Consider the following 21,284-nt stretch of genomic DNA (forward strand, 5'->3'; position numbering starts at 1 on the left):
TGTGATGGTGGCCGAGACACCCAGCAAGGGCCCAGGCCGGGCAGCGCAGGTGTCTTCGCGCTCAGAAGAGATAGGGCAGGAGGCGCGAGGCGCCTCAGGGGGCGCTTTTCAAGGCCTCGAACAGCGCCAGTTCGCACTCCGGATCGCCGCATTGCTCACAGGCTTTGCGGCGTATTTTCTGGCTGGAACTCCAGGGGTTCTGGCTTGAAATCCAGTCCCAGTCTGCGGTCGGTTCTGTGAATTTCACAGAGGCAGCCAGTTGCTGCCATTGGGCAGACGGTCTGCCGTACAGCATTACATAACTCTGCGAGCGTGCTTGCAGCAGTGCACGCCATCGGCTGATCTGCTGAGCGATGGCGGGATCCGGGTCGGCATCGCGCCAGTCCTGGCCCAGCACATAGACCAGGGCATCAGCCGGCCATTCATCGTCTGCCGCAGGGGCCATGCATTGCCAGGGGCTGCTCAAACCCGCATCCAGACGGGCCTGCAGCAGGCCATGCGCCATGCCGCGTGCCAGGGCATGGGGCGCACCCAGCAGCACCAGAGTGGGCGCAGGAGCAGCAAAGCCAGCGCGGGGCTGGCTTTGAGGCAGAGCGGGGGCAGGGTCAGCGCTTGGAAACCTGAATATAGATTTCATTGGGTTTGACCATGCCCAGCTCGTAACGGGCCTTTTCTTCCACGGTGGACAGGCCGTCCTTGAGGTCGTTGACCTCGGACTGCAGCCTGTCGTTTTCCGATTTCTCAAGGGCGTTGGCCGCGTATTGATCCTTGATTTGCTGTTGCAACTCGTGCACATAGGCCATGCTGCCATTGCCCAGCCAGAGCTGGGCATGAATGGCGGTCAGCAAGACCAGCAATGTGACGCAGACGACGCGGTTGACCATAGAAAAGGTGGCTTAAAAGTAGCTCGTTAGCAAGAGACACCGGGCAAGGGCCGCCCCGCAGCAAGGGGGTCGTTCCCCTTTTGGGGGGAAGGCGCGAAGCGGCTCAGGGGGCTCTTGTTTAACGCAGATTGTAGAAGGCAGCGCGGCCGGGGTACTCAGCCACATCGCCCAGGTCTTCCTCGATGCGCAGCAGCTGGTTGTACTTGGCGATACGGTCGGAGCGGCTCATGGAGCCGGTCTTGATTTGACCAGCATTCAGGCCCACGGCGATGTCGGCAATGGTGCTGTCTTCGGTTTCGCCCGAGCGGTGCGAGATCACGGCGGTGTAGCCGGCGCGCTTGGCCATCTCGATGGCGGCGAAGGTCTCGGTCAGGGTGCCGATCTGGTTGATCTTGATCAGGATCGAGTTGGCGATGCGCTTTTCGATGCCTTCCTTGAGGATCTTGGTGTTGGTCACGAACAGGTCGTCACCCACCAGCTGAACCTTGGCGCCCAGGCGCTCGGTCAGGATCTTCCAGCCATCCCAGTCGCCTTCGTGCATGCCGTCTTCGATGGAGATGATGGGGTACTTGTCGCACCAGCCGGCCAGCATGTCGGTCCACTGCGTCGAAGTCAGTGTCATATTGCCTTCGCCGGCCAGCACGTACATGCCGTCCTTGTAAAACTCGGACGCTGCGCAGTCCAGGCCCAGGGCGATCTGCTCGCCGGGCTTGTAGCCGGCCTTTTCGATGGCTTCGATGATCAGCTGGATCGCGGCTTCGTGGTTTTCCACGGAAGGTGCGAAACCGCCTTCGTCGCCCACGGCGGTGGACATGCCCTTGTGGTGGATGATGGCCTTCAGTGCGTGGAAGACTTCGGCGCCCCAGCGCACGGCTTCACGGAAGGTGGGGGCACCCACGGGGATGATCATGAACTCTTGCAGGTCCAGCGAGTTGTTCGCGTGGGCGCCGCCGTTGATCACGTTCATCATGGGCACGGGCAACTGCACGCCGCCCATGCCGCCGAAGTAGCGGTACAGGGGCAGGCCGGCTTCTTCGGCAGCGGCGCGGGCCACGGCCATGGACACGGCCAGCATGGCGTTGGCGCCCAGGCGGCTCTTGTTGTCGGTGCCGTCCAGGTCAATCAGGGTCTTGTCCAGGAAGGCCTGCTCGGAAGCATCCAGGCCCAGCACGGCTTCGGAGATTTCGGTGTTGATGTGCTCGACAGCCTTGAGCACGCCCTTGCCCAGGTAGCGGCTCTTGTCGCCGTCACGCAGTTCAATGGCTTCGCGCGAGCCGGTGGACGCGCCCGAGGGCACGGCCGCACGGCCCATCACGCCGGATTCCAGCAGCACGTCGCACTCAACGGTGGGATTGCCGCGGCTGTCCAGCACTTCGCGGCCTACGATGTCAACAATGGCACTCATTGCATTTCCTTTGGGTTTCTGAAATCGGTACGTGCAGGCTGACTTCTTTCATGAAATCACGCCTAAGCGCTTGCGCATGAAGCGCAAGCTGCTATCAAAATTGTGAAGCCGACTCTTCTCCACATGCTGCGCGCGCGCCGTGCACGCGACGAGTATGGAAGAGGCTGCGGCGGCTATTGTGCACAAATTTGGTGGGCCGCTTTTGCCTTGACGTGTTGCAGCAGTCGAATTTCTTGCGCAAGACGTTTCTGTGCAAGCATTCGGACACAAAAGCGGATACAAAAAAGGCATGACGCCACGTTTGATCGTGTCGGTCATGCCGGGGTGCATCATCTGCTCAGACGCCGGGGTCCGCCTTGGGGCGGCCGGGGCGCGTGGACATGCAGGCCTGCAGCAAGGCCGTCATGTCGCTGCTGATGCGCTGTGGTTGCATGCTCAGGCCTGGAAGTGGTCTTCCAGGAAGCCGTTGCGCTTGGTCACATCGTCCAGCGCCACCAGGGTTTCGAGCAGGGCCTTCATGTGCTTGAGCGGCACGGCATTGGGGCCGTCCGACAGGGCGTTGCAGGGATCGGGGTGGGTTTCCATGAACAGGCCTGCCACGCCTACGGCCACGGCCGCACGCGAGAGCACGGGCACCATCTCGCGCATGCCGCCGCTGGAGGTGCCGTTGCCCCCGGGCAGCTGCACGCTGTGGGTGGCGTCGAACACGACCGGGGCGCCGGTCTCGCGCATGATGGCCAGCGATCGCATGTCGCTGACCAGGTTGTTGTAGCCAAAGCTGGCGCCGCGTTCGCAGGCCGTGAAGCTGTCCGCGGGCAGGCCCGCTTCCACCGCCGCAGCACGGGCCTTGTCGATGACATTCTTCATGTCATGCGGGGCCAGGAACTGGCCCTTCTTGATGTTCACGGGCTTGCCCGACTGGGCCACGGCGCGGATGAAGTCCGTCTGGCGGCACAGGAAGGCGGGGGTCTGCAGCATGTCGACGACAGACGCCACATAGGGCACTTCGGCCTCGGAGTGCACATCGGTGAGGATGGGCACGTTCAATTCCTTTTTCACCTTGGCGAGGATCTCCAGGCCTTTTTCCATGCCGGGGCCGCGAAAGCTGGTGCCCGAGGAGCGGTTGGCCTTGTCGAAGCTGCTCTTGAAGATGAAGTGGATGCCCAGCGAGGCGGTGATTTCCTTGAGTTGCCCGGCCACATCCATCTGCAGCTGTTCGGATTCGACCACGCAAGGGCCGGCGATCAGAAAGAAGCGCTTGTCCAGACCAATATCAAAGCCGCAGAGTTTCATGGTGGGTTCCTTTTTGCACGCCGCGCATGCTTCAAAAACTGAAGCTGTCAGCGCTCTATATTGAATGACTTCAACATCATTTGATGCTGAAGTCATTGATTTTCAAGCGCTGGCAGCTCCTATTTCAGGATTGATTCCGGAGGAAGGGAATCAGGCCTTCTTGCCCGCCTGGGCCTTGTTGTCCATGGCCGCCTTGATGAAGGCGTTGAACAGCGGGTGACCATCCCAGGGGGTGGACTTGAACTCGGGGTGGAACTGCACACCGATGTACCAGGGGTGAGTCTTGGCGGGCAGCTCGACGATTTCGGTCAGCTGTTCGCGCTGGGTCAGGGCCGAGATCACCAGGCCGGCTTCGCGCAGCTGGTCCAGATACTGGGTGTTGGCTTCATAGCGGTGGCGGTGACGCTCGGTCACCACGTCGCCGTAGATGCTGTGCGCCAGCGTGCCCTTTTGCACGTCGGAAGACTGTGCGCCCAGACGCATGGTGCCGCCCAGGTCGGAGTTCTCGTCACGGGTCTTGATCGTGCCGTCCGCATCCTTCCACTCGGTGATCAGGGCGATCACGGGGTTGGGGGTGGCCGAATCGAACTCGGTGGAGTTGGCGCCTGCCAGGCCTGCCACATGGCGGGCGTACTCGATGGTGGCGACCTGCATGCCCAGGCAGATGCCCAGGTAGGGCACCTTGTTTTCACGGGCGAAGCGGGCCGTCGAGATCTTGCCTTCCACGCCGCGCGAGCCGAAGCCGCCGGGCACCAGAATGCCGTCGTAGTCCTTGAGCAGCTTGGAGGCATCCGCGTCGTGGATGGTCTCCGAGTCCACGTGCGTGATCTTCACGCGCACATGGTTGCGCATGCCGGCGTGCTTGAGCGCTTCGTTGACCGACTTGTAGGCGTCGGACAGCTCCACGTACTTGCCCACCATGGCAATCTTGACTTCACCCTGGGGGTGCTCGGTCTCATAGACCAGATCGTCCCAGCGCTTGAGATTGGTGGGCGGCGTGTTCAGGCGCAGCTTGTCGCAGATCAGGCCGTCCAGACCCTGCTCGTGCAGCATGCGCGGCACCTTGTAGATGGTGTCCACGTCCCACATGGAGATCACACCCCATTCGGGAACGTTGGTGAAGAGGGAGATCTTGCTCTTCTCCTCTTCGGGCACCTGGTGCTTGGCGCGGCACAGCAGAGCGTCGGGCTGGATACCGATTTCGCGCAGCTTCTGCACGGTGTGCTGGGTGGGCTTGGTCTTGAGCTCGCCGGCCGTCTCGATGAACGGCAGGTAAGTCAGGTGCACAAAGGCGGAGTTGTTGGGGCCGAGCTTGAGCGCCAGCTGGCGCGCGGCTTCCAGGAAGGGCAGGGACTCGATATCACCCACCGTGCCGCCGACTTCGCAGATGGCCACATCCACTTCGTGGTCGGTGCCAAGGCCCGCGCCGCGCTTGATGAATTCCTGAATCTCGTTGGTGACATGGGGAATGACCTGTACGGTCTTGCCCAGATAGTCGCCACGGCGTTCTTTTTCCAGCACGGACTGGTAGATGCGGCCCGTGGTGAAATTGTTGGTCTGACGCATGCGCGTTTCGATGAAACGCTCATAGTGGCCCAAGTCCAGATCGGTCTCGGCTCCGTCATCCGTCACGAACACTTCACCGTGCTGGAAGGGCGACATGGTGCCCGGGTCCACGTTGATGTAGGGATCGAGCTTGATGAGGGTGACTTTGAGACCGCGCGACTCGAGGATCGCTGCAAGGGAGGCTGAGGCGATTCCCTTACCGAGGGAAGACACCACACCGCCGGTGACGAAGACGAACTTGGTCATGTCTTTTTTTGGTGGTGGTAAAACAGGATTATAGGTTCGCCACGAATTTCGGCGTGGCGTACAGGGATGCTCAAGCCGCATAAAAGCGGCTCAGGTCTGATAAATTGCGCAGCATGAATGACGTGTTCGCAGGCAAACATCTGGTGCTGGGTCTCTCCGGAGGCGTGGCTTGTTACAAATCGGCCATGCTGTGCCGCTTGCTGGTCCAGGCCGGAGCCACGGTGCAGGTGGTCATGACGGAGGCGGCCGAGCAGTTCATGACGGCTGTCACCATGCAGGCGCTTTCTGGGCGCGCAGTCTACACCTCCCAGTGGGATGTGCGCGAACCCAACAACATGCCCCACATCAATCTGAGCCGTGAGGCCGATGCCATTCTCATTGCGCCCTGCAGTGCGGACTTCATCGCGCGCCTGGTGCAGGGTCGCTCGGACGAGCTGCTCAGCCTGATGTGCCTGGCCCGCCCTATGGAAAGCGTTCCCCTGCTGCTGGCCCCGGCCATGAACCGCGAGATGTGGGCTCACCCCGCGACCCAGCGCAATCTGGCGCAGGTGCAGGCCGACGGTGCCCAGGTGCTGGGCGTGGGCAACGGCAGCCAGGCCTGCGGCGAGACCGGCGACGGCCGCATGCTGGAGCCCGAGGAAATCATGGAGGAGCTGGCGGCTCACTTCACGGCCAAGAGCCTGCAGGGTCAGCATCTGCTGTTGACGGCAGGCCCGACCTTCGAGGCGATTGATCCGGTGCGCGGCATCACCAACCTCTCGAGCGGCAAGATGGGCTTTGCGATTGCCCGAGCGGCGCGCGAGGCCGGTGCCCAGGTCACGCTGGTGGCCGGCCCGGTGCATCTGCCCACGCCGCGAGGCGTGACCCGCGTCGACGTGCAGTCGGCGCGCCAGATGCAGACTGCCGTGCAGTCCCTGGTGGCGGGGGCCTCGATCTTCATTGCCACGGCTGCCGTTGCCGACTGGCGTCCGGCCGAGTTTTCCGATCAGAAGATCAAGAAGGATGGCTCTGGCGATGTGCCGGCCATGGACTTTGTCGAGAACCCCGACATTCTCGCCGGCGTGGCCCAGTCCGACCAGGCCCGGTCCGGCAAGCTGTATTGCGTGGGCTTTGCGGCCGAAAGTCATGATCTGCTCAAGCACGCCAGTGCCAAGCGCTTGCGCAAGAGCGTGCCGCTGCTGGTGGGCAATATCGGCCCCGCTACCTTTGGCAAGGACGACAATGCGCTGCTGCTGATCGACGATCAGGGCTCCAAGGAGCTGCCCCATGCCAGCAAGGACGTGCTGGCGCGCCAGCTGGTCGATGAAATTGCGCAGCGCCTGAGCGCCAAGCGTCCCTGACCCGTGATCCCAGGAGTCCGAACATGAATCTCTCCAGTTATGAAGGCCCGCGCAATGGCGACTATGTGGCTTATGTGGATCAGCTGATGCGAGCCAGTCCCGAGTACCGCCGCACGCTGCGCAGCATCGACGGAGCGATTCAGACCGCAGTCGTCACGCCCGGCTCCCAGGCCGCCTCGCCCATGTCCCAGCTGCGCAACACCTTGCAGAAGGCACGCGACATGGCCGAGCAGGCGCAGCAGATGCCGGGAGCGCGAACCACGGCGGCCGCTCAGCCGGCCCAGCGCACGGCTGCTGCACGGCGCCCCAATACGGCCGTGACCAAGCAGGAGGCGCAGCAGCGCTTCAAGGCCATGGAGCGCGAGATCGAGGGGCAGAAGGCTCAGAACGCTCAGAACGCTCGCAAGCCCTGGGTGTCTCCGGGCTCGCTGGCGCTGATCGTGGGCGGGATGATCCTCTCCCAGTTCATCCAGGGCTTTGGCGTGCTGCTTGCCATCATGGGCCTGATGTCGCTGGTGGGCGGCGTGCTCAAGCGCCTGCAAGGCCGCTGACAGGCACCAGGGGCCGACGCCTGCCCGGCACAGGGCACAATGGCGCCCTTCGGAAAACCGCTGGCGGCTGCACGGCAGCTGCCGCAATGAAGGCAAGGCCCGGCTCACGGGCCTTGTTTCTATCTAGACAGACAAGACTGGTCAGATCCTTATGAATGTTGATGTAAAGATTCTCGATGCGCGCCTGCGCGACAACCTGCCCGCCTACGCCACTGCCGGCAGCGCCGGCCTGGACCTGCGCGCCTGCATCGATGCGCCCGTGACGCTGGAGCCCGGCCAGTGGCAGCTGATCCCCACCGGCATGGCCATGCACCTCAAGGACCCCCATTACGCGGCGCTGATCCTGCCGCGCTCGGGCATGGGCCACAAGCACGGCATCGTGCTGGGCAATCTGGTCGGTCTGATCGACTCCGACTACCAGGGCCAGCTCATGGTCAGCGCCTGGAACCGTTCGCAGACCGCCTTCACGCTGCAGCCCATGGATCGTCTGGCCCAATTGGTCATCGTGCCCGTGGTGCAGGCACAGTTCAATCTGGTGGATGACTTTGCCGATGCCAGCGAGCGCGGCGAAGGCGGCTACGGCTCCACCGGCAAGCAGTAAGCCTGCCCAAAGGCACGTACCTCGCGCCCCATGAACCGCCAGAGTCGCCGCCGCCGCTCAGCCTCCTGGACCCAGGTGCGGCTGGGCAGCGACCAACACATGCGGCGGCACTTGCAAAAACGCCACTGGCTGCGTCTGCATGCCGCTGTGACCGGCGGCCTGAGTCTGGCTGCCATGTCCCTGATCAGTCTGTGCCTGCTGCATGCCGGTGTGCACAGCATGGGGCTGCGCTATGGGCTGGCGCTGGCCTGCGGCTATCTGCTTTATCTGTTGCTGGTGCGCCTGTGGGCCGGCTGCATGCTGCGCCGCGACTGGGAGACGGGCGATGCAGGGTCCGATGTTCCCGGCTCCGGTGGTAGATCAGGCAGTGCCGATACTGCGGATACTGCGGGCTTTGAAAGCGGGCAGGGTGGCTCCTACGGCGGCGGTGGTGCCGGCGGCCACTGGGACGATGGCGCTGCAGTGGCTGATATCGCGCCTGCGTCATCGGGCCTGGAGCTGCCCGATGTCGATGTGTCGGGGCTGGACGGGCTCGATGAAGGCGCGGTGGTGCTCGTGCCGGTGCTGCTGGTTTTTGCCGTCCTGCTGGTGGCGGTCACGGGCATGGGCTCGCTGGTGTGGCTGGTGTTCGGTGCCGATCTGTTCCTGACCGTGGCGGTAGAGGTGGCGTTTGCGCTGCTGATGACCCGAACCCTCTATGTGGTGGAGCGCGAAGGCTGGCTGCTGGCCGCCTTGCGCATCAGCTGGAAGCCCGTGCTGGGCGCCCTGGTCGCGGCCGTGGCGCTGGGGCTGCTCGCCGACTGGCTGTTTCCCCAGGCCGATACCCTGGCGCAGGTGCTGCGCAGTCTTTGATCGAGTTCAGTCCTGGTGCCTGGCGCCAGGCAGTTGCAGCTGCATGCGCAGCCCGCCCAGCGGCGAGGGCAGAGCCTGGATGCTGCCGCCATAGGTCTGAACCAGATCGCGCACGATGTCCAGGCCCAGGCCGGCTCCGGGACGCTGTTCGTCAAGCCGTTCTCCGCGGGCAAAGATGCGCTCGCGCAACTCGGGCGCAATGCCCGGGCCGTCGTCGTCTATGCACAGCGTCAGCAGTTGGTTGTCATTGGCGATTGGCTGCACTTTCAGCACGACCTTCGATCTGGCCCATTTGCCGGCGTTGTCCAGCAGATTGCCCAGCATCTCCATCAGGTCCTGCACGTCGCCCTTGAAGTCCCATTGCGAGGCATCCCCCTGCAGCTCGAAGCGTATGCTGCGCGCCGCATGCAGCTTGTCCATGGTGTGCACCAGAGAGTGCAGCGGGCCGGCCAGCGCGGTGCGCAGGCCATGGCCTTGCTGCGCCGCTGCTGCTGCGGCACGGGCACGGGCCAGGTGGTATTCGACCTGGCGGCTGGCACTGGCGACCTGCTCGCGCACCAGGGTCGCCAGCGGGCTGTCCTGCTGCGCCGCCGCGTTGCCCATGATGCTCAGCGGGGTGTTGACTGCATGGGCCAGATTGCCCGCCTGGGTGCGGGCCCGCTCCACCATCTCGGCATTCATGCGCAGCACATGGTTGAACTCCTGAACCAGGGGCATGATTTCGGCCGGGTGCTCTCCCCTGATTTCAGACGCTTCGCCCTGGCTCACGGCGGCCAGCTGACGGCGCAGGGCAGCCAGCGGAGCCAGTGCCAGCTGCAGCTGCACGACCACGGCGGCGATGAGCCCCGCTGCCAGCATGCACAGCGCGGCCACCAGCATCTTGGTAAAGCGCTGCAGCGGCGTGGCCAGCATGGCCGCGTCGGCAGCAATCATCAGGCGCAGCGGCGGGGCACCGGCCTCGGGCAGCTGTACGGTACGCGTCACGATCACCAGGGTGTTGCCATTGCCGTCCGACATATGGCCATAGCTGGCCGGAGCGTGCAAGGGCAGGGTGGGCTCCCAGACCTTGTCGGCCTTGAAGAAAGGCCAGTCCAGGGTTTGGTCCCAGAGCGAGCGCGAACGCTGGATGCCGGCCTGAACCGTCTGCTGGCCGGCAGCGTCAAGCTGGTCCACCTGCCAGTACATGCCCGACAGCGGCTGCTGCAGCAAGGGGTCGCCGGAGAAGGGTGAGACCGTGACCGGGACGGCCTGATCGGGCTGATAGTTGACGGCGCCGCTGAGCCGGTCGAGCTTGGCCACCAGCTGGCCGCGCAGCTGCTGGGTCAGATGCTCGGCAAACAGCGTGCGCAGGCCCCATCCCGTGAGCAGCAGTGCGGCCAGCACCCAGATCAGGGCGCCCGCCAGCAGTCTCAGGCGCAGCGAGTTCTTCCGGGAGCCTGCGCTCAGCGGTGGCGGCTGCTGGGTCGTGGGGGAGGTCAGGGTGTGCTCGGACATATGGTTGATGCGTGGTTTGTGGGCGCAACCAGGCGATAGCCCAGGCCGCGCACGGTTTCGATCGAGCCTGCGGGCAGTTTTTTCCGCAGCCGCCCGACAAAGACCTCGATGGTGTTGGAGTCGCGGTCGCTGTCCTGCGGATAGATATGCTCGGACAGCTCGGTGCGCGAGACCACGGCGCCCATGCGCTGCATCAGCAGGGCCAGTACCTTGAATTCATGGCTGGTCAGCGTCAGCGCCTGACCTTCGACGGTGACACGCGCCTGGCGCGAGTCCAGGGTGATGGAGCCGCATTGCCACAAAGCGCTGGCATGCGGACTCAGGCGTCGCAGCAGCGCCCGCAGACGCGCCAGCAGCTCTTCCATGTGGAAGGGTTTGGCCAGATAGTCGTCGGCTCCGGCATCCATGCCCGCGACTTTTTCATGCCAGGCGGCTCTGGCGGTAAGGATCAGCACCGGCATGGAGCGGCCCTGAGCGCGCCAGGCGCGCAGCACGCTCAGCCCGTCGCGCACCGGCAGGCCCAGGTCCAGCACTGCGGCGTCGAAGCTCTCCACCTCGCCCAGGTATTGCGCCGTCTCGCCGTCGGCGGCCGTCTCCACGGTGTGGCCGGCCTGCACCAGGGCCTGATGCAGCTGCTCGCGCAGCGTGGGCTCGTCTTCAATCAGCAGAATTCGCATGCTCTACAGCCTTCCTGAGTGCCGGGGTTCACTTCTTGCGTTTCATGCTGATGAGGCTGCCGTTGCTGGCATCAATCTCCAGCTTGACCACCTTGCCGTCGCTTTGCAGCAGCCGGATCTCGTAGACAAAGCGGCCGTCCTCGCGGTCGAACTCCACCTTGATGACCTGGCCCTGGTATTGCTGCTCGACCTGATCCAGAACGGTGCGCAGCGGCAGCACCTGACCCTGGCGCAGGGCCTGACGGGCAAGCTCGTGGTCGTTGTCACCGGCATCCGAGGTGGCGGGCCACAGGCTCAGCGCGGCAAAACCTGTCGTTGCCAGCAGCATGACCAGCACGGCATGAAGGGCGCGCCGGCGTGGGCGGTGCGCAGATTGCGGGTCATTCAAGGCGTTGAAAAAAGACATGGCAAGAGGGCTGGAGTGGGAGGTGATGAGGTCTGGTTGCGTTCTGCAGCCAAGGTTATAGGTCTGCATCGATGAACGAAAGCTGAATGACGGCTTCAGAAACGGTTCAGGGTGAATGCGAACAATCGGCCGCAACCCGCAACAGAGCGCCTCTCGCCCGGCGGGCCGTCTTTTGGTTCCCATCGTTCACCCGTCGACTGCAGGAGTTTTCATGTCTCGTCTTCAAGCCCCCGTCTTTGCGATGTCCGCTCGCGTCTTGTCACTATGCCGGTCCATGCCGCGCCGCAGCGGCATCGCCTTGCTGGGGAGCGCCGCGCTGCTGTTTGCAGGCACCTGCCTGGCCGCAGAGAACGCTCTGGCGGACCGTGCCTCTGCCTCGGTGGCCGCCGTGCGCGGCATGGCGCTCGGGCCGACCCTGTCCATCCGCGATGTCTGCGACCGGCTGGAGAAGGCCGGCTATCGCGAATTCCAGGAGGTGGAATGGGACGACGGCCTCTACAAGGTCAAGGCCACGGCCAGCGATGGGCGCTTGGTGAAGCTCTATGTGGATGGCCGCAGCGGCGAAGTGCTGCGCGTACGCACCAAAGGCTGAGTATGCTATTTTTTTAATAGCTGTCAGCGCTTTGTGATGGCGGTTTCAAATGAGATTTGTACCGAAAATGAGCGTTGCAAAGGGCAAGGCGCTATGGTTTGAAGAGTTGTAAACGGCTGCGCTTTGCTCAAAGTATTGTGAGCAAATGTGAAACCTGTCGTCCTGGCGAGCCGGTGCTGCGTTGCAATGGAAAGGCAGACCGTGCAAGGTTTGCAGAGCAACTCATAACAGGACTGCGGCGCATGGAATGTGCATGCGTCAATCAGGAGATTTCCATGCAAATCAATCAACGCTGGGGCCGGTTGGCCATGGTGAGCGCAATCGTTGCAGCTCTGTCGGCCTGCGCGGCCTATCCCCAGGGTGGCTACCAGAGCGGCGGCTACCAGAACAGTGGCTACCAGGGCGGCTACTCCCAGGGGGCTTATTCGGGCTCGGGCTACCCGGGCAGCACCCAGGCCTACCCCGTGGGCAACAATCAGGCCCAGACCTATCCCGCCAATAACTGCGGCTACAACAACCCCAACTGCTACTCGCAGCAGCCCCAGCAATACGCCCAGCAGGGCCGCGTGATGAATATCGAGACCGTGCGCGTGCAGGACGGCAGCGGCATTGGCGCGGGCGGCGCGATTGCCGGCGGCGTGATCGGTGGCGTGCTGGGCAACCAGGTGGGCAAGGGCTCGGGCCGTACGCTGGCCACGATTGCCGGTGTGGTGGGCGGTGCGCTGGCCGGCAACGCCGTGCAGAACAGTGTGGGTGGCGGCAGCGTGCGCGATATCTACCGCGTCACCGTGCAGTTGCAGGACGGCAGTGTGCGCGCTCTGGACTACCAGCAGCCTCCGCAGCTGAGCATCGGCGAATACGTGCGCGTGGAAGGTAACCAGATCTTCCGCCGCTAGGCAGTCAGGCGCACATAACAAAAGGGACTCCGAGGAGTCCCTTTTGATTTCTTTGCCTGAGGCGATCAGCAGTGCCTGAGCCTGTGGCGCAGCGCAACTCAGCGACAGCCAGCGAGAGCCTGGTCGGCACCGCCGCCCGGCTGCGAAGCTGTCGTCCCCCTAAAGGAGGAAGGCGCAAAGCGCCTCAGGGGGTGTCAATGCAGTGTTTCATTGCCAGGGGCCATGGGCTCGATACGGAAAAAGCCCGTGCCGGCCGTGCCGCGACCGATTTCTTCCTCGGTAGCCTCGCGCACGGCTTCGATCTTGAGGTGCAGGCGGATGGCGATTCCGGCCAGCGGGTGGTTGCCGTCCAGCACCACATGCTCGGGATAGATTTCTGTGACCGTGTAGAGCAGATCGGCAGGCACGGGGTTGGTGCCCTTGGGCATGGCGCTGCTCTCGAAGCTCATGCCTTCCTCGATCTCTTCGGGAAACAGCTCGCGCTTTTCCAGGAAGATCAGGCTCTCGTCATAGTCGCCGAATGCCTCTTCGGGCTCCAGGTGCAGGTCCAGAGCGGTGCCTACGCCGTGGCCTTGCAGGGCCTCTTCGATGCGCTTGAACAGGTCATCGCCGCCGACAAGGAATTCCACGGGCTCGTCCAGCACGTCCAGCTCCTCGCCCAGGGTGTCTTTCAGTGTCCAGGTCAGGGCGACCACGCATTGTTGGGTAACTTCCATGGTGTGTATGCAGTTGATGGGCCGCGGGCCAGTCCCGCAACCGAAATTGAAACGCCGCCACAACAGTGGCTCAATGGCAGGCATTGTCCCATGCGCTGCCCACAACTGCAGCACAGGCCTTTTGTTACACCCTGCAAAAAGCACTTGCACGGCCTTCACATTGGCGCTCTTGCAGGCCTGCATACTGACCCCATCTTCGCTGCAAGTCATTTGCGGGATTAAAGGAAGGCACCATGACCCCTCAGGAACAACAACTGCTGCAAGACCTGTGCGCCAGGCTGACGCTGACCCAGGGCCAACCCAAGGACGCGCAGGCCGATGCCGAGCTGCGCCGTGGATTGAGCAACGCGCCCGATGCGGTCTACTGGCTGGCCCAGCGCACCTTGATGCTGGAGCAAGCCATTGAGCAGGCCCAGCAGCAGATCGGCGAGCTGCAGCAGCAGGTGAAACAGGCCCAGCAAAGCCAGAGCCAGAGCCAGGGCGCAGGCAGCTTTCTCTCGGGCGGCCTGGGCACGCACTTCGGCCGCGCTCCCGAGCGTTATGCCGAGGACGGCGGCTACGCTGCCAGTGCCCAGCCTCCCTATCAGCCCCAGAGCCAGCCCCAGTATCAGCCTCAGTACCAGCCGCAAGCAGCGCCTCAGCCCTCCGGCTGGCGCGACCGTTTCTTTGGCGGTGGCTCGGCGCCGCGCGCTGCAGCGCCGCAGGCCTACGGCCAGCCAGCTGCTCCGGCTGGCAGCAGCTTCCTGGGCAATGCCGCAGCGGCTGCGGCCGGCGTGGCGGGCGGCATGTTTCTGTTCAACGGGCTGGAGAATCTGATGGGCGGCCATCACGCCAGCTCGGGCAGCCAGAGCGGCGGCAGCGAGAGCAAGTTGCTGGCGCAGGACAGCAGCAGCCAGGGCCTGCATGGCGACAGCGGCAATACCGCCAGCCTTGCCAACGATGCGGGCCTGGGCAGCATCGATAGTGCGGACAACGATAACTGGGGCGATGGCGGCGACTTCTTCAACGATGACTTCGCCTGATTACATGCTTTGAGATTTTTGAGGCTCAAGCCCTTTTCCATCAAACGCTAGCAGCTATGGATTAGATAGTGAGAAGGAAAAAAGAAAGCCACCTGGCGTTTTCAAATCAGGTGGCTTTTTTAATTTCAGTAGCGATGGGCGCGAGCTTTAACTAGGGCGCGACCTCAGTGTGGGACAGCAAGCAAGCGCCGCCTCGCAGCAAAGCTGTCGTCCCCCTCCGCGAAGCAGAGAGGGGGAAGCGGCGGGGCCGCCCAGGCAAAGCCGCTCAGGGGGGTCTTTAGAACGGATATTGGCGTTCTGTGGTCTGCATGGTCACCCAGCGGGTTTCGGTAAAGGCATTGATGCCCTGCTGGCCGCCGAAATGGCCATAGCCCGAGGCCTTGACGCCGCCAAACGGCATCTGGGCTTCGTCATGCACCGTGGGGCCGTTGATGTGACAGATGCCGGCCTCGATGCGCGCCGCCACACGCCAGCCTCGGGCCGCATCCCGGGTGAAGACTGCGGAGGACAGGCCGAACTCGTTGTCATTGGCCGTGGCAATGGCTTCTTCCTCGCCGTTCACGCGCACGATGCCCTTGACCGGGCCAAAGCTCTCCTCGTGGAAGATGCGCATCGTCGGCGTCACATGATCGATCAGCGTGGCGGGCATCAGCGTGCTCTCGGCCTTGCCGCCGCAGACCAGCTTTGCGCCCTTGGCCAGTGCGTCGTCGATCATGGCATTGCAGCGCTCCACCGTGGCCAGATCGACCACCGAGCCCAGCACCACGGGGCCCTTGCGCGGGTCGCCCAGCGGAAGGCTTTGGGCCTTGGCGGCAAACTTGGCGATGAACTCGTCGGCCACCTTGTTATCCACCACAAAGCGCTCGGTGGACATGCAGATCTGGCCCGAGTTGGCAAACGCGCCAAAGGTGGCGGCGTTCACGGACGCATCGATATCGGCATCGTCCAGCACCAGGAAGGGGGCCTTGCCGCCAAGCTCCAGCAGCGCGGGCTTGAGATGCCTGGCGCAGGTCTGGCCGATGATGCGGCCCACGCGCGTGGAGCCGGTAAAGCTCACGCGGCGCACGGCCGGATGGGCCACGATGGCCTCGACCACGCTGCCCGCATCGGCCGGCGCATTGGTCACGAAGTTCAGCACGCCGGCAGGCAGGCCCGCGTCCTGCAGCGCCTCGATGATCAGGCCGTGGGTGGCGGGGCAGAGCTCCGAGCCCTTGAGGATCACGGTATTGCCGCAGGCCAGGGCCGTGGAGATGCTGCGCACGGCCAGGATCACGGGGGCATTCCAGGGCGCGATGCCCAGCACCACGCCGGCAGGCTGGCGCACGGCCATGGCCACGCTGCCGGGCACGTCCGAGGGGATGATCTCGCCATTGATCTGCGTGGTCAGCGAAGCCGCCTCCAGCAGCATGCTGGCCGCCAGATGCACGTTGAAGCCGGCCCAGATGCCCGAGGCGCCGGTCTCTGCGGCCATGGCAGCGGCAATCGCTTCGCCCTTGGCTTCCAGTGCCTGCGATGCCTTCATCAGCATGGCGCGGCGGGCGTTCGGCCCCAGTTGCGACCAGGCGGGGAAAGCGGCTGCCGCAGCTTCGCAGGCGCGAATCGCGTCCTCGGTCGTGGCGGCGGGCGCACGCGTGGCAACCGAGCCATCCAGCGGGTTCTTGCGCTCAAAAACTGCACCATTGCTGGCGGCACATTCCTGGCCGCCAATCAGCATTTTTTGTTCGATCATTTTTAGTCTCCTTGAGAATTGAAGGTAGCCATGAAAGCTGCGAGCTATTGATGGTTTGTTGTTGATGCCGTTGAAATCTGGCGCGGCCCCAGCAAAGAGGCGCCAAGCAAGGGCCCAGGCGGCCCCGTCGCCCCGCAGCGTGAGCTGCCCCAGCATGGGCTGCCCCAGCGATGGCGCCGTCCCCCTCCGGGGGAAGCGGCAAAGCCGCTCAGGGGGATTCATATCAATGTTCGCCGCCCAAGTAGGCGCGTCTGACAGCAGCACTGCTGCCAAGTGCTTGTGCCGATCCTTCACCCACAATACGCCCGGTCTCCAGCAGATAGCCCCGGTCGGCGATGGCCAGGCTCTGGCGCGCGTTCTGCTCCACCAGCAGCACGCCCATGCCCAGCGTCTTGATGCGCGCCAGGGCCGAAAATAGTTCTTTGCACATCAGCGGCGACAGGCCCAGCGAAGGCTCGTCCAGCAGCAGGATATCGGGCTGGCTCATGAGCGCGCGGCCCACGGCCACCATCTGCTGCTCGCCGCCGCTCATGGTGCGCACAGCCTGGGTCAGACGATCGCGCAGCTTGGGAAAGAGGGCGAAGACCTGCTCCAGATTCCGGGCCTCGTTGGCGCGTGCGCGCCGGGGCTGGGCACCGAGCAGCAGGTTTTCCTTGACGCTGAGATCGCCGAACACGCCGCGCCCCTCGGGCACCAGGGCCAGACCTGATTGCACGATGGCATGCGGCGGCAGCTGCATCAGCTCCTGCCCGGCCAGTTGCGCGCTGGCGCCGGCCTGGGGTGTGACCATGCCGCCCAGCGCCTTGAGCAGGCTGGACTTGCCCGCTCCGTTGGCGCCCAGCATGACGACCAGCTCGCCGGGCTGCACCTGGAGGCTGACCTGGTGCAGCGCCTCATGCTTGCCGTAGCTCACCGAGATATTGCGCACTTCAAGCATGGCGGGCCTCCGCTGACTGGTCTTCATCCGCACTCACTTCTTCCCCCAGATAGGCTCGCACCACCTCGGGCTCCTTGAGCACCTGGGCCGTGGGGCCGTCGGCTATTTTTGTGCCCGCATTCATCACCACGCAGCGGCTGCACAGCGCATGCACGGCGTCCATCACATGTTCGACCATGAGAATCGTCAGCCCCGTGGCCTGCAACTGACGGATCAGCGCAATGCCCTGCTGCAGCTCCGTGGGGTTCAGGCCTGCCAGCCATTCGTCGAGCAGCAGGATCTGCGGCTCCAGCGCCAGCGCGCGGGCCAGCTCCAGGCGCTTTTGGTTGATATAGGTGAGCTCGCCTGCCGGAGTATTCGCAAATTCGGCCAGACCCACCTGATTGAGCAGCTGCAGGGCACGCGCGGCGGCAGGTTTGCCAAACAGCGGCCGGGGCTTGAAGGCCATGCCGGCAATGACGTTGTCGCTGCAGCTCATGGAGCCCAGCACCTTGACCAGCTGGAAGGTGCGCGCCACGCCCAGGCGGGCGATCTGGTGGCTTTTGAGCGGGTGGATGGGTTTGCCGTTGAACCAGATCTCGCCGCCGTTGACGGGCAGGGCACCCGAGATCAGATTCATGGCCGTGGTCTTGCCCGAGCCATTGGGGCCGAGCAGGCCCACGACTTCGCCCGGGTAGACGTCAAAGCTCAGTGCGTTGACGGCCACCAGGCCGCCGAAGCGCCGGGTGGCGCCGCGCACGGAAAGCAGGGTGGCGGTCTTCATGGCTGCTCTCCCTTGCTGGCCGCATTCCTGGCCAGCAGCCTGGCCAGCACGCCAGACAGACCCTGGGGAATGAAGTACACGATCACGATGAACACCAGGCCCAGCAGAATCGAGAAATGGTTGGGGAAGTTGGCGCCCAGGTACTCGAACAGCAGCACCAGCGGTACGGCTCCCAGAATTGGGCCGAACAGCGCGCCGGCTCCGCCGAGCAAGGCCATGATCAGCGTCTGGAACGAGACGGCAGGAGCAAAGGCAATGCTGGGGTCGATATAGGTCCAGCGCGGAGCCATGATGGCACCCGTGACGGTGATGAACACGGCGCTGACGGCGAACAGCAGCAGCTTGGCCGTGGTGGTGTTGATGCCCACATGGCTGGCCACGGTCTCGTCCTCGCCGATCACGCGCAGCGCCAGGCCCAGGCGCGAGCGGTTGATGAGGGCGCGCAGCGCCAGCACCAGGGCCAGCATGGCCAGCAGTTGCCAGTAGATATCGAGCTGGGTGATCTCCACGAACACATAGCGGCCCAGATCCTTGGTGATGTTGACTTCCCACCAGGTGACGAGCTGCTTGACCAGCTCGGCCAGGCCGAAGCTGAAGATCACAAAGTACACGCCCGACAGCCGCAGCGTGGACAGGCCCACGACCAGGGCCATGACCAGGCCCACGCCGGCCGCGATGCCCAGAACGGCGGCCCAGGGCAGGGACTCGCCGAACACGGCGGTGACATAGGCGCCCATGCCGAAGAAGGCGACGGTGGCCAGCGAGATATAGCGCGTGGGCCCCGAGAACAGCGCCCAGGCTGTGGCCAGCACGCAGTACATGAGGATGCTGATCATGAGCGAGAGGTAGTACTCGTCCGTGAGCCAGCGCGGCAGCAGGGCCAGACCGGCGGTGGCGATGGCGCTGACGGCCCAGATCAGAATTTCTTTGCGATGGATCGGATTCATCGTGCGGCCCTCCCGAACAAACCGGTGGGCTTGAACAGCAGCACCAGCAGGAACACCGCGTAATTGACGGCCAGCGTCAGGCCGGGGTCGACAAAGGAGGCCACCAGCGTCTCGGCAAAGCCCAGCAGCATGCCGGCCACCAGGCAGCCCATGAGATTGCCCACGCCGCCCATGATGACGACGATCAGCGCCTTCATGGCAAACATGGTGCCCATGCTGGCCGAGAAGGGCAAAAACATGCTGACCAGCACGCCGCAGATCGCCACCAGCGCGCCGCCCAGACCGTAGGCCAGGGCCGCCGTGCTGCGCACATTGATGCCGACCAGATGGGCGAACTGCGGTGCCACGGACACGGCACGTACCACGGCGCCGGCGCGGGTGCGCGTCAGCAGCAGGTACAGGCCGCCGCCCAGCACGATGGCAAAGCCCAGCACCAGCAGGCGGTTGGCCGCGACCTTGCTGCCCAGGATCTCCACGGGATCGGCCAGATAGCTGTAGCTGTGATAGTCGCCGCCGAACAGCACCAGCATGACGCCTTGCACGACGAACAGCATGCCGAAGGTGGCCAGAATCGAATCCACCTCCAGCGCCGGTCCGCCCTTGGCGCGGCGCACCAGCGGGGTCAGCAGCAACTGATAGATCAGCCACTGGATGGCAAAGCCCAGCGGCACCACCAGCAGCACCAGAAGCAGCGGCGAAACACCCCAGCCGCTCACTGCAAAAAAGGCCAGAAAGGCCGGTGCAATCAGAAACTCCCCATACGAGAGATTCATGATGCGCGCCACGCCATACTGCAGCGTCAGCCCCATGGCCACCAGGCCATAGAGCCCGCCCAGCATCGCGCCAGCGAGAAGGATGTCTATTAAATTCATAGCGTATACCGCTGGTGATTCATTGTTCTTGTTATGAAATCAATGCAAAGTTAAAGCGAGACATGCGCAACCAGCTCTTGTTTTGATAGTTCTTGCGTAGCTGGGCGAATGCTGGAATAGGCATGCCCCAGCAACGGGACAGCGAGGAAGGGCCTAGGCGGCCCCGCCGCCCCGCACCGAGGCTGTCGTCCCCCTCCCGCGAAGCGAGAGAGGGGGAAGGCGCGTAGCGCCTCAGGGGGTGACTCGCGGAATCACCGCAGGTTTCACCCCCGCTCGGCTTGTAGGCGCAATCGCGTTGAACTCGCCGTTCTGCCACTGGCCCACATGCCAGAGCTTGGTCAGCATCTGGCCTTCAAGCTTGACGGGGCCGAGCACGGTCTCGAAGCTGCCGCTCTTGAGCTCCTGGGTCACGGCGGCGCGGTCGATCTTGCCCACGCGCTCGATGGCCTGCTGCAGCATCTGCAGCGAGGTGTAGACGATGGGGCTGGCAAAGCGGTCCGATTCCTGGCCGGTCACTTCCTTGAAGCGCTTCAGATAGGCCTGCATCTGCGGGTTGCCGGCATCGATGCCGCCCGGCGCCATCACGCCTTCGGCCGCTGCGCCGAACTTGCCCTTGAACATGGGAAATTGCGTGCCCACGCCGGTGAACAGCACCTTGGGAGCCAGGCCCAGCGTCCTGGCCTGCTCGTTGATCAGCATGGTGTCGGGCGGGTAGGAGTAGGCCACGAAGGTGTCTGCACCCTTGCCCTTGGCCTCGTTGATGATGGGCGTCATGTCCTGCGTGCCGATCGGATAGCTCTTGTCGTAGACCAGCTCGAAGCCATGCTGCTTGGCGGCCTTGCGCGTGGCATTGGCCAGCTCCACGCCAAAGCCGTCGGCGATGTTGATCATGGCGATCTTGTGGTTGATCTTGCCGTCCTTCTTGGCCTTTTCCAGCATGGCGACCAGGCCTTCGGCGTATTCGCCGCCCGTGCCCAGGAAGAAGAAGGCATGCTTCCAGCGCTTGGCCAGATCGGGGGCCTTGTCGGTCACCGAGGTGGCGGCCAGCAGCGGGTATTTGTGCTTTTCGTAGGTCGGACCCACGGCCAGATTGGAGCCCGTGCCCCAGGGCGGCAGCACGAAGTCCACCTTGTCCTGGGTGATCAGGCGCTCGGTGGCGCGCACGGCCTCTTCGGTGCTGGAGCGGTCGTCGTATTCGATGACCTCGATGGGTACGCGCTTGTTGTAGGCCTTGAGCATGATGCCGCCGGCGTCGTTGATCTCCTTGACCCAGAGCTTGTAGTTGGGCGCTGTGGTCACCGAGGTGCCGCCCGCGTTGACGCCCGTCTTGGCAATGGCCCAGCCGATGCGGATGGATTGGGGCGCTTCCTGGGCCAGGGCCGTGCCGCACAGACCCGCCAGGGCGGTGGCAGCGACCAGACTCTTGAGAACAAAACGCTTGTCGGCGAATGTCATGCTTGTCTCCTTTTTTGATGGACAGGTGTCCGGGTTCTTC

22 protein-coding genes are annotated in these 21,284 nt (G+C 63.9%); 7 read left to right on the forward strand and 15 right to left on the reverse strand.

Going from position 1 to position 21,284, the window contains the following annotated elements; all coding sequences use genetic code 11:
• Window positions 1-94: 94 nt before the first annotated feature.
• The 5 genes from AC1RTQ_RS07930 to pyrG form a co-directional block, all read right to left on the reverse strand.
• Window positions 95-637, reverse strand: a complete 543-nt coding sequence (locus AC1RTQ_RS07930) for a hypothetical protein (RefSeq protein ID WP_492874921.1) — start codon at window positions 635-637, stop codon at window positions 95-97.
• Entirely contained in the window at window positions 606-884 is a 279-nt protein-coding gene (locus AC1RTQ_RS07935) for a septum formation initiator family protein (protein ID WP_003064503.1), read from the reverse strand. The genes AC1RTQ_RS07930 and AC1RTQ_RS07935 overlap by 32 nt, the downstream gene beginning before the upstream one ends.
• 118 nt (window positions 885-1,002) lie before the next feature.
• Window positions 1,003-2,289 carry a phosphopyruvate hydratase gene (eno, locus tag AC1RTQ_RS07940; RefSeq protein ID WP_034365184.1) on the reverse strand — a complete coding sequence of 429 codons (1,287 nt, stop codon included), beginning with the start codon at window positions 2,287-2,289 and terminating at the stop codon, window positions 1,003-1,005.
• A 435-nt stretch (window positions 2,290-2,724) separates the two neighbouring features.
• The gene (gene kdsA, locus AC1RTQ_RS07945; protein ID WP_492874922.1) at window positions 2,725-3,582 is read right to left on the reverse strand and encodes a 3-deoxy-8-phosphooctulonate synthase; all 858 of its coding nucleotides are present in this window, start codon (window positions 3,580-3,582) and stop codon (window positions 2,725-2,727) included.
• 150 nt (window positions 3,583-3,732) lie between these two features.
• The gene (gene pyrG, locus AC1RTQ_RS07950) at window positions 3,733-5,394 is read right to left on the reverse strand and encodes a CTP synthase (RefSeq protein WP_492874923.1); all 1,662 of its coding nucleotides are present in this window, start codon (window positions 5,392-5,394) and stop codon (window positions 3,733-3,735) included.
• 113 nt (window positions 5,395-5,507) lie between these two features.
• Between pyrG and coaBC the strand changes: the two genes are divergently transcribed.
• From coaBC to AC1RTQ_RS07970, 4 genes are all read left to right on the forward strand, one after another.
• Complete coding sequence (gene coaBC, locus AC1RTQ_RS07955; RefSeq protein WP_034365190.1) at window positions 5,508-6,734, forward strand: bifunctional phosphopantothenoylcysteine decarboxylase/phosphopantothenate--cysteine ligase CoaBC; 1,227 nt, start codon at window positions 5,508-5,510, stop codon at window positions 6,732-6,734.
• 23 nt (window positions 6,735-6,757) lie between these two features.
• Window positions 6,758-7,285, forward strand: coding sequence for a hypothetical protein (locus AC1RTQ_RS07960; RefSeq protein ID WP_302091873.1), 528 nt, complete (start codon window positions 6,758-6,760; stop codon window positions 7,283-7,285).
• A 151-nt stretch (window positions 7,286-7,436) separates the two neighbouring features.
• Window positions 7,437-7,886: a dUTP diphosphatase gene (dut, locus tag AC1RTQ_RS07965; RefSeq protein WP_012837362.1), complete on the forward strand. Its 450-nt coding sequence runs from the start codon at window positions 7,437-7,439 to the stop codon at window positions 7,884-7,886.
• A 30-nt stretch (window positions 7,887-7,916) separates the two neighbouring features.
• Complete coding sequence (locus AC1RTQ_RS07970; protein ID WP_492874924.1) at window positions 7,917-8,738, forward strand: hypothetical protein; 822 nt, start codon at window positions 7,917-7,919, stop codon at window positions 8,736-8,738.
• A gap of 6 nt (window positions 8,739-8,744) precedes the next feature.
• Here the strand turns inward: AC1RTQ_RS07970 and AC1RTQ_RS07975 are convergent, their stop codons facing one another.
• From AC1RTQ_RS07975 to AC1RTQ_RS07985, 3 genes are read right to left on the reverse strand one after another with little or no spacing between them, the layout of a single operon-like run.
• On the reverse strand, window positions 8,745-10,232 hold the full coding sequence (locus tag AC1RTQ_RS07975; RefSeq protein WP_492874925.1) for a sensor histidine kinase: 1,488 nt from the start codon (window positions 10,230-10,232) through the stop codon (window positions 8,745-8,747).
• The gene (locus tag AC1RTQ_RS07980) at window positions 10,214-10,909 is read right to left on the reverse strand and encodes a response regulator transcription factor (protein ID WP_304350415.1); all 696 of its coding nucleotides are present in this window, start codon (window positions 10,907-10,909) and stop codon (window positions 10,214-10,216) included. The genes AC1RTQ_RS07975 and AC1RTQ_RS07980 overlap by 19 nt, the downstream gene beginning before the upstream one ends.
• 28 nt (window positions 10,910-10,937) lie before the next feature.
• Window positions 10,938-11,237: a PepSY domain-containing protein gene (locus tag AC1RTQ_RS07985; RefSeq protein ID WP_326999586.1), complete on the reverse strand. Its 300-nt coding sequence runs from the start codon at window positions 11,235-11,237 to the stop codon at window positions 10,938-10,940.
• Between the two features lie 289 nt (window positions 11,238-11,526).
• Between AC1RTQ_RS07985 and AC1RTQ_RS07990 the strand changes: the two genes are divergently transcribed.
• Together AC1RTQ_RS07990 and AC1RTQ_RS07995 are read left to right on the forward strand one after the other, a co-directional pair.
• The gene (locus tag AC1RTQ_RS07990; protein WP_492874926.1) at window positions 11,527-11,907 is read left to right on the forward strand and encodes a PepSY domain-containing protein; all 381 of its coding nucleotides are present in this window, start codon (window positions 11,527-11,529) and stop codon (window positions 11,905-11,907) included.
• Window positions 11,908-12,182: 275 nt separating this feature from the next.
• The gene (locus AC1RTQ_RS07995; RefSeq protein ID WP_302091868.1) at window positions 12,183-12,803 is read left to right on the forward strand and encodes an outer membrane lipoprotein; all 621 of its coding nucleotides are present in this window, start codon (window positions 12,183-12,185) and stop codon (window positions 12,801-12,803) included.
• Window positions 12,804-12,997: 194 nt separating this feature from the next.
• Here the strand turns inward: AC1RTQ_RS07995 and AC1RTQ_RS08000 are convergent, their stop codons facing one another.
• Window positions 12,998-13,519 carry an FKBP-type peptidyl-prolyl cis-trans isomerase gene (locus AC1RTQ_RS08000; RefSeq protein ID WP_302091867.1) on the reverse strand — a complete coding sequence of 174 codons (522 nt, stop codon included), beginning with the start codon at window positions 13,517-13,519 and terminating at the stop codon, window positions 12,998-13,000.
• A 233-nt stretch (window positions 13,520-13,752) separates the two neighbouring features.
• On the opposite strand from AC1RTQ_RS08000, the gene AC1RTQ_RS08005 reads away from it, so the two are divergent.
• Window positions 13,753-14,541 carry a DUF2076 family protein gene (locus tag AC1RTQ_RS08005; protein ID WP_492874927.1) on the forward strand — a complete coding sequence of 263 codons (789 nt, stop codon included), beginning with the start codon at window positions 13,753-13,755 and terminating at the stop codon, window positions 14,539-14,541.
• Between the two features lie 277 nt (window positions 14,542-14,818).
• Here AC1RTQ_RS08005 and AC1RTQ_RS08010 read toward each other — a convergent pair whose 3' ends face one another.
• From AC1RTQ_RS08010 to AC1RTQ_RS08035, 6 genes are all read right to left on the reverse strand, one after another.
• Window positions 14,819-16,270, reverse strand: coding sequence for an aldehyde dehydrogenase (locus AC1RTQ_RS08010; protein ID WP_492874928.1), 1,452 nt, complete (start codon window positions 16,268-16,270; stop codon window positions 14,819-14,821).
• A gap of 223 nt (window positions 16,271-16,493) precedes the next feature.
• Window positions 16,494-17,207 (reverse strand): ABC transporter ATP-binding protein, encoded by a 714-nt coding sequence (locus tag AC1RTQ_RS08015; protein WP_302091864.1) that lies wholly within the window; start codon window positions 17,205-17,207, stop codon window positions 16,494-16,496.
• On the reverse strand, window positions 17,200-17,970 hold the full coding sequence (locus AC1RTQ_RS08020) for an ABC transporter ATP-binding protein (protein ID WP_492874929.1): 771 nt from the start codon (window positions 17,968-17,970) through the stop codon (window positions 17,200-17,202). Before AC1RTQ_RS08020 ends, AC1RTQ_RS08015 begins: the two co-directional genes overlap by 8 nt.
• Window positions 17,967-18,917: a branched-chain amino acid ABC transporter permease gene (locus AC1RTQ_RS08025; RefSeq protein WP_492874930.1), complete on the reverse strand. Its 951-nt coding sequence runs from the start codon at window positions 18,915-18,917 to the stop codon at window positions 17,967-17,969. The genes AC1RTQ_RS08020 and AC1RTQ_RS08025 overlap by 4 nt, the downstream gene beginning before the upstream one ends.
• Window positions 18,914-19,789, reverse strand: coding sequence for a branched-chain amino acid ABC transporter permease (locus tag AC1RTQ_RS08030; protein ID WP_492874931.1), 876 nt, complete (start codon window positions 19,787-19,789; stop codon window positions 18,914-18,916). The genes AC1RTQ_RS08025 and AC1RTQ_RS08030 overlap by 4 nt, the downstream gene beginning before the upstream one ends.
• A 231-nt stretch (window positions 19,790-20,020) precedes the next feature.
• Window positions 20,021-21,244, reverse strand: coding sequence for an amino acid ABC transporter substrate-binding protein (locus AC1RTQ_RS08035; RefSeq protein ID WP_492874932.1), 1,224 nt, complete (start codon window positions 21,242-21,244; stop codon window positions 20,021-20,023).
• Between the last annotated feature and the right edge of the window lie 40 nt (window positions 21,245-21,284).

This window comes from Comamonas sp. GW821-FHT11H03 (assembly GCF_058807955.1).

Bases quoted from the DNA above. Each gene is read 5' to 3' on its own strand.
- AC1RTQ_RS07930 (WP_492874921.1), bottom strand. From the start codon at position 637: ATGAAATCTATATTCAGGTTTCCAAGCGCTGACCCTGCCCCCGCTCTG.
- AC1RTQ_RS07935 (WP_003064503.1), bottom strand. From the start codon at position 884: ATGGTCAACCGCGTCGTCTGCGTCACATTGCTGGTCTTGCTGACCGCC.
- eno (WP_034365184.1), bottom strand. From the start codon at position 2,289: ATGAGTGCCATTGTTGACATCGTAGGCCGCGAAGTGCTGGACAGCCGC.
- kdsA (WP_492874922.1), bottom strand. From the start codon at position 3,582: ATGAAACTCTGCGGCTTTGATATTGGTCTGGACAAGCGCTTCTTTCTG.
- pyrG (WP_492874923.1), bottom strand. From the start codon at position 5,394: ATGACCAAGTTCGTCTTCGTCACCGGCGGTGTGGTGTCTTCCCTCGGT.
- coaBC (WP_034365190.1), top strand. From the start codon at position 5,508: ATGAATGACGTGTTCGCAGGCAAACATCTGGTGCTGGGTCTCTCCGGA.
- AC1RTQ_RS07960 (WP_302091873.1), top strand. From the start codon at position 6,758: ATGAATCTCTCCAGTTATGAAGGCCCGCGCAATGGCGACTATGTGGCT.
- dut (WP_012837362.1), top strand. From the start codon at position 7,437: ATGAATGTTGATGTAAAGATTCTCGATGCGCGCCTGCGCGACAACCTG.
- AC1RTQ_RS07970 (WP_492874924.1), top strand. From the start codon at position 7,917: ATGAACCGCCAGAGTCGCCGCCGCCGCTCAGCCTCCTGGACCCAGGTG.
- AC1RTQ_RS07975 (WP_492874925.1), bottom strand. From the start codon at position 10,232: ATGTCCGAGCACACCCTGACCTCCCCCACGACCCAGCAGCCGCCACCG.
- AC1RTQ_RS07980 (WP_304350415.1), bottom strand. From the start codon at position 10,909: ATGCGAATTCTGCTGATTGAAGACGAGCCCACGCTGCGCGAGCAGCTG.
- AC1RTQ_RS07985 (WP_326999586.1), bottom strand. From the start codon at position 11,237: ATGCTGCTGGCAACGACAGGTTTTGCCGCGCTGAGCCTGTGGCCCGCC.
- AC1RTQ_RS07990 (WP_492874926.1), top strand. From the start codon at position 11,527: ATGTCTCGTCTTCAAGCCCCCGTCTTTGCGATGTCCGCTCGCGTCTTG.
- AC1RTQ_RS07995 (WP_302091868.1), top strand. From the start codon at position 12,183: ATGCAAATCAATCAACGCTGGGGCCGGTTGGCCATGGTGAGCGCAATC.
- AC1RTQ_RS08000 (WP_302091867.1), bottom strand. From the start codon at position 13,519: ATGGAAGTTACCCAACAATGCGTGGTCGCCCTGACCTGGACACTGAAA.
- AC1RTQ_RS08005 (WP_492874927.1), top strand. From the start codon at position 13,753: ATGACCCCTCAGGAACAACAACTGCTGCAAGACCTGTGCGCCAGGCTG.
- AC1RTQ_RS08010 (WP_492874928.1), bottom strand. From the start codon at position 16,270: ATGATCGAACAAAAAATGCTGATTGGCGGCCAGGAATGTGCCGCCAGC.
- AC1RTQ_RS08015 (WP_302091864.1), bottom strand. From the start codon at position 17,207: ATGCTTGAAGTGCGCAATATCTCGGTGAGCTACGGCAAGCATGAGGCG.
- AC1RTQ_RS08020 (WP_492874929.1), bottom strand. From the start codon at position 17,970: ATGAAGACCGCCACCCTGCTTTCCGTGCGCGGCGCCACCCGGCGCTTC.
- AC1RTQ_RS08025 (WP_492874930.1), bottom strand. From the start codon at position 18,917: ATGAATCCGATCCATCGCAAAGAAATTCTGATCTGGGCCGTCAGCGCC.
- AC1RTQ_RS08030 (WP_492874931.1), bottom strand. From the start codon at position 19,789: ATGAATTTAATAGACATCCTTCTCGCTGGCGCGATGCTGGGCGGGCTC.
- AC1RTQ_RS08035 (WP_492874932.1), bottom strand. From the start codon at position 21,244: ATGACATTCGCCGACAAGCGTTTTGTTCTCAAGAGTCTGGTCGCTGCC.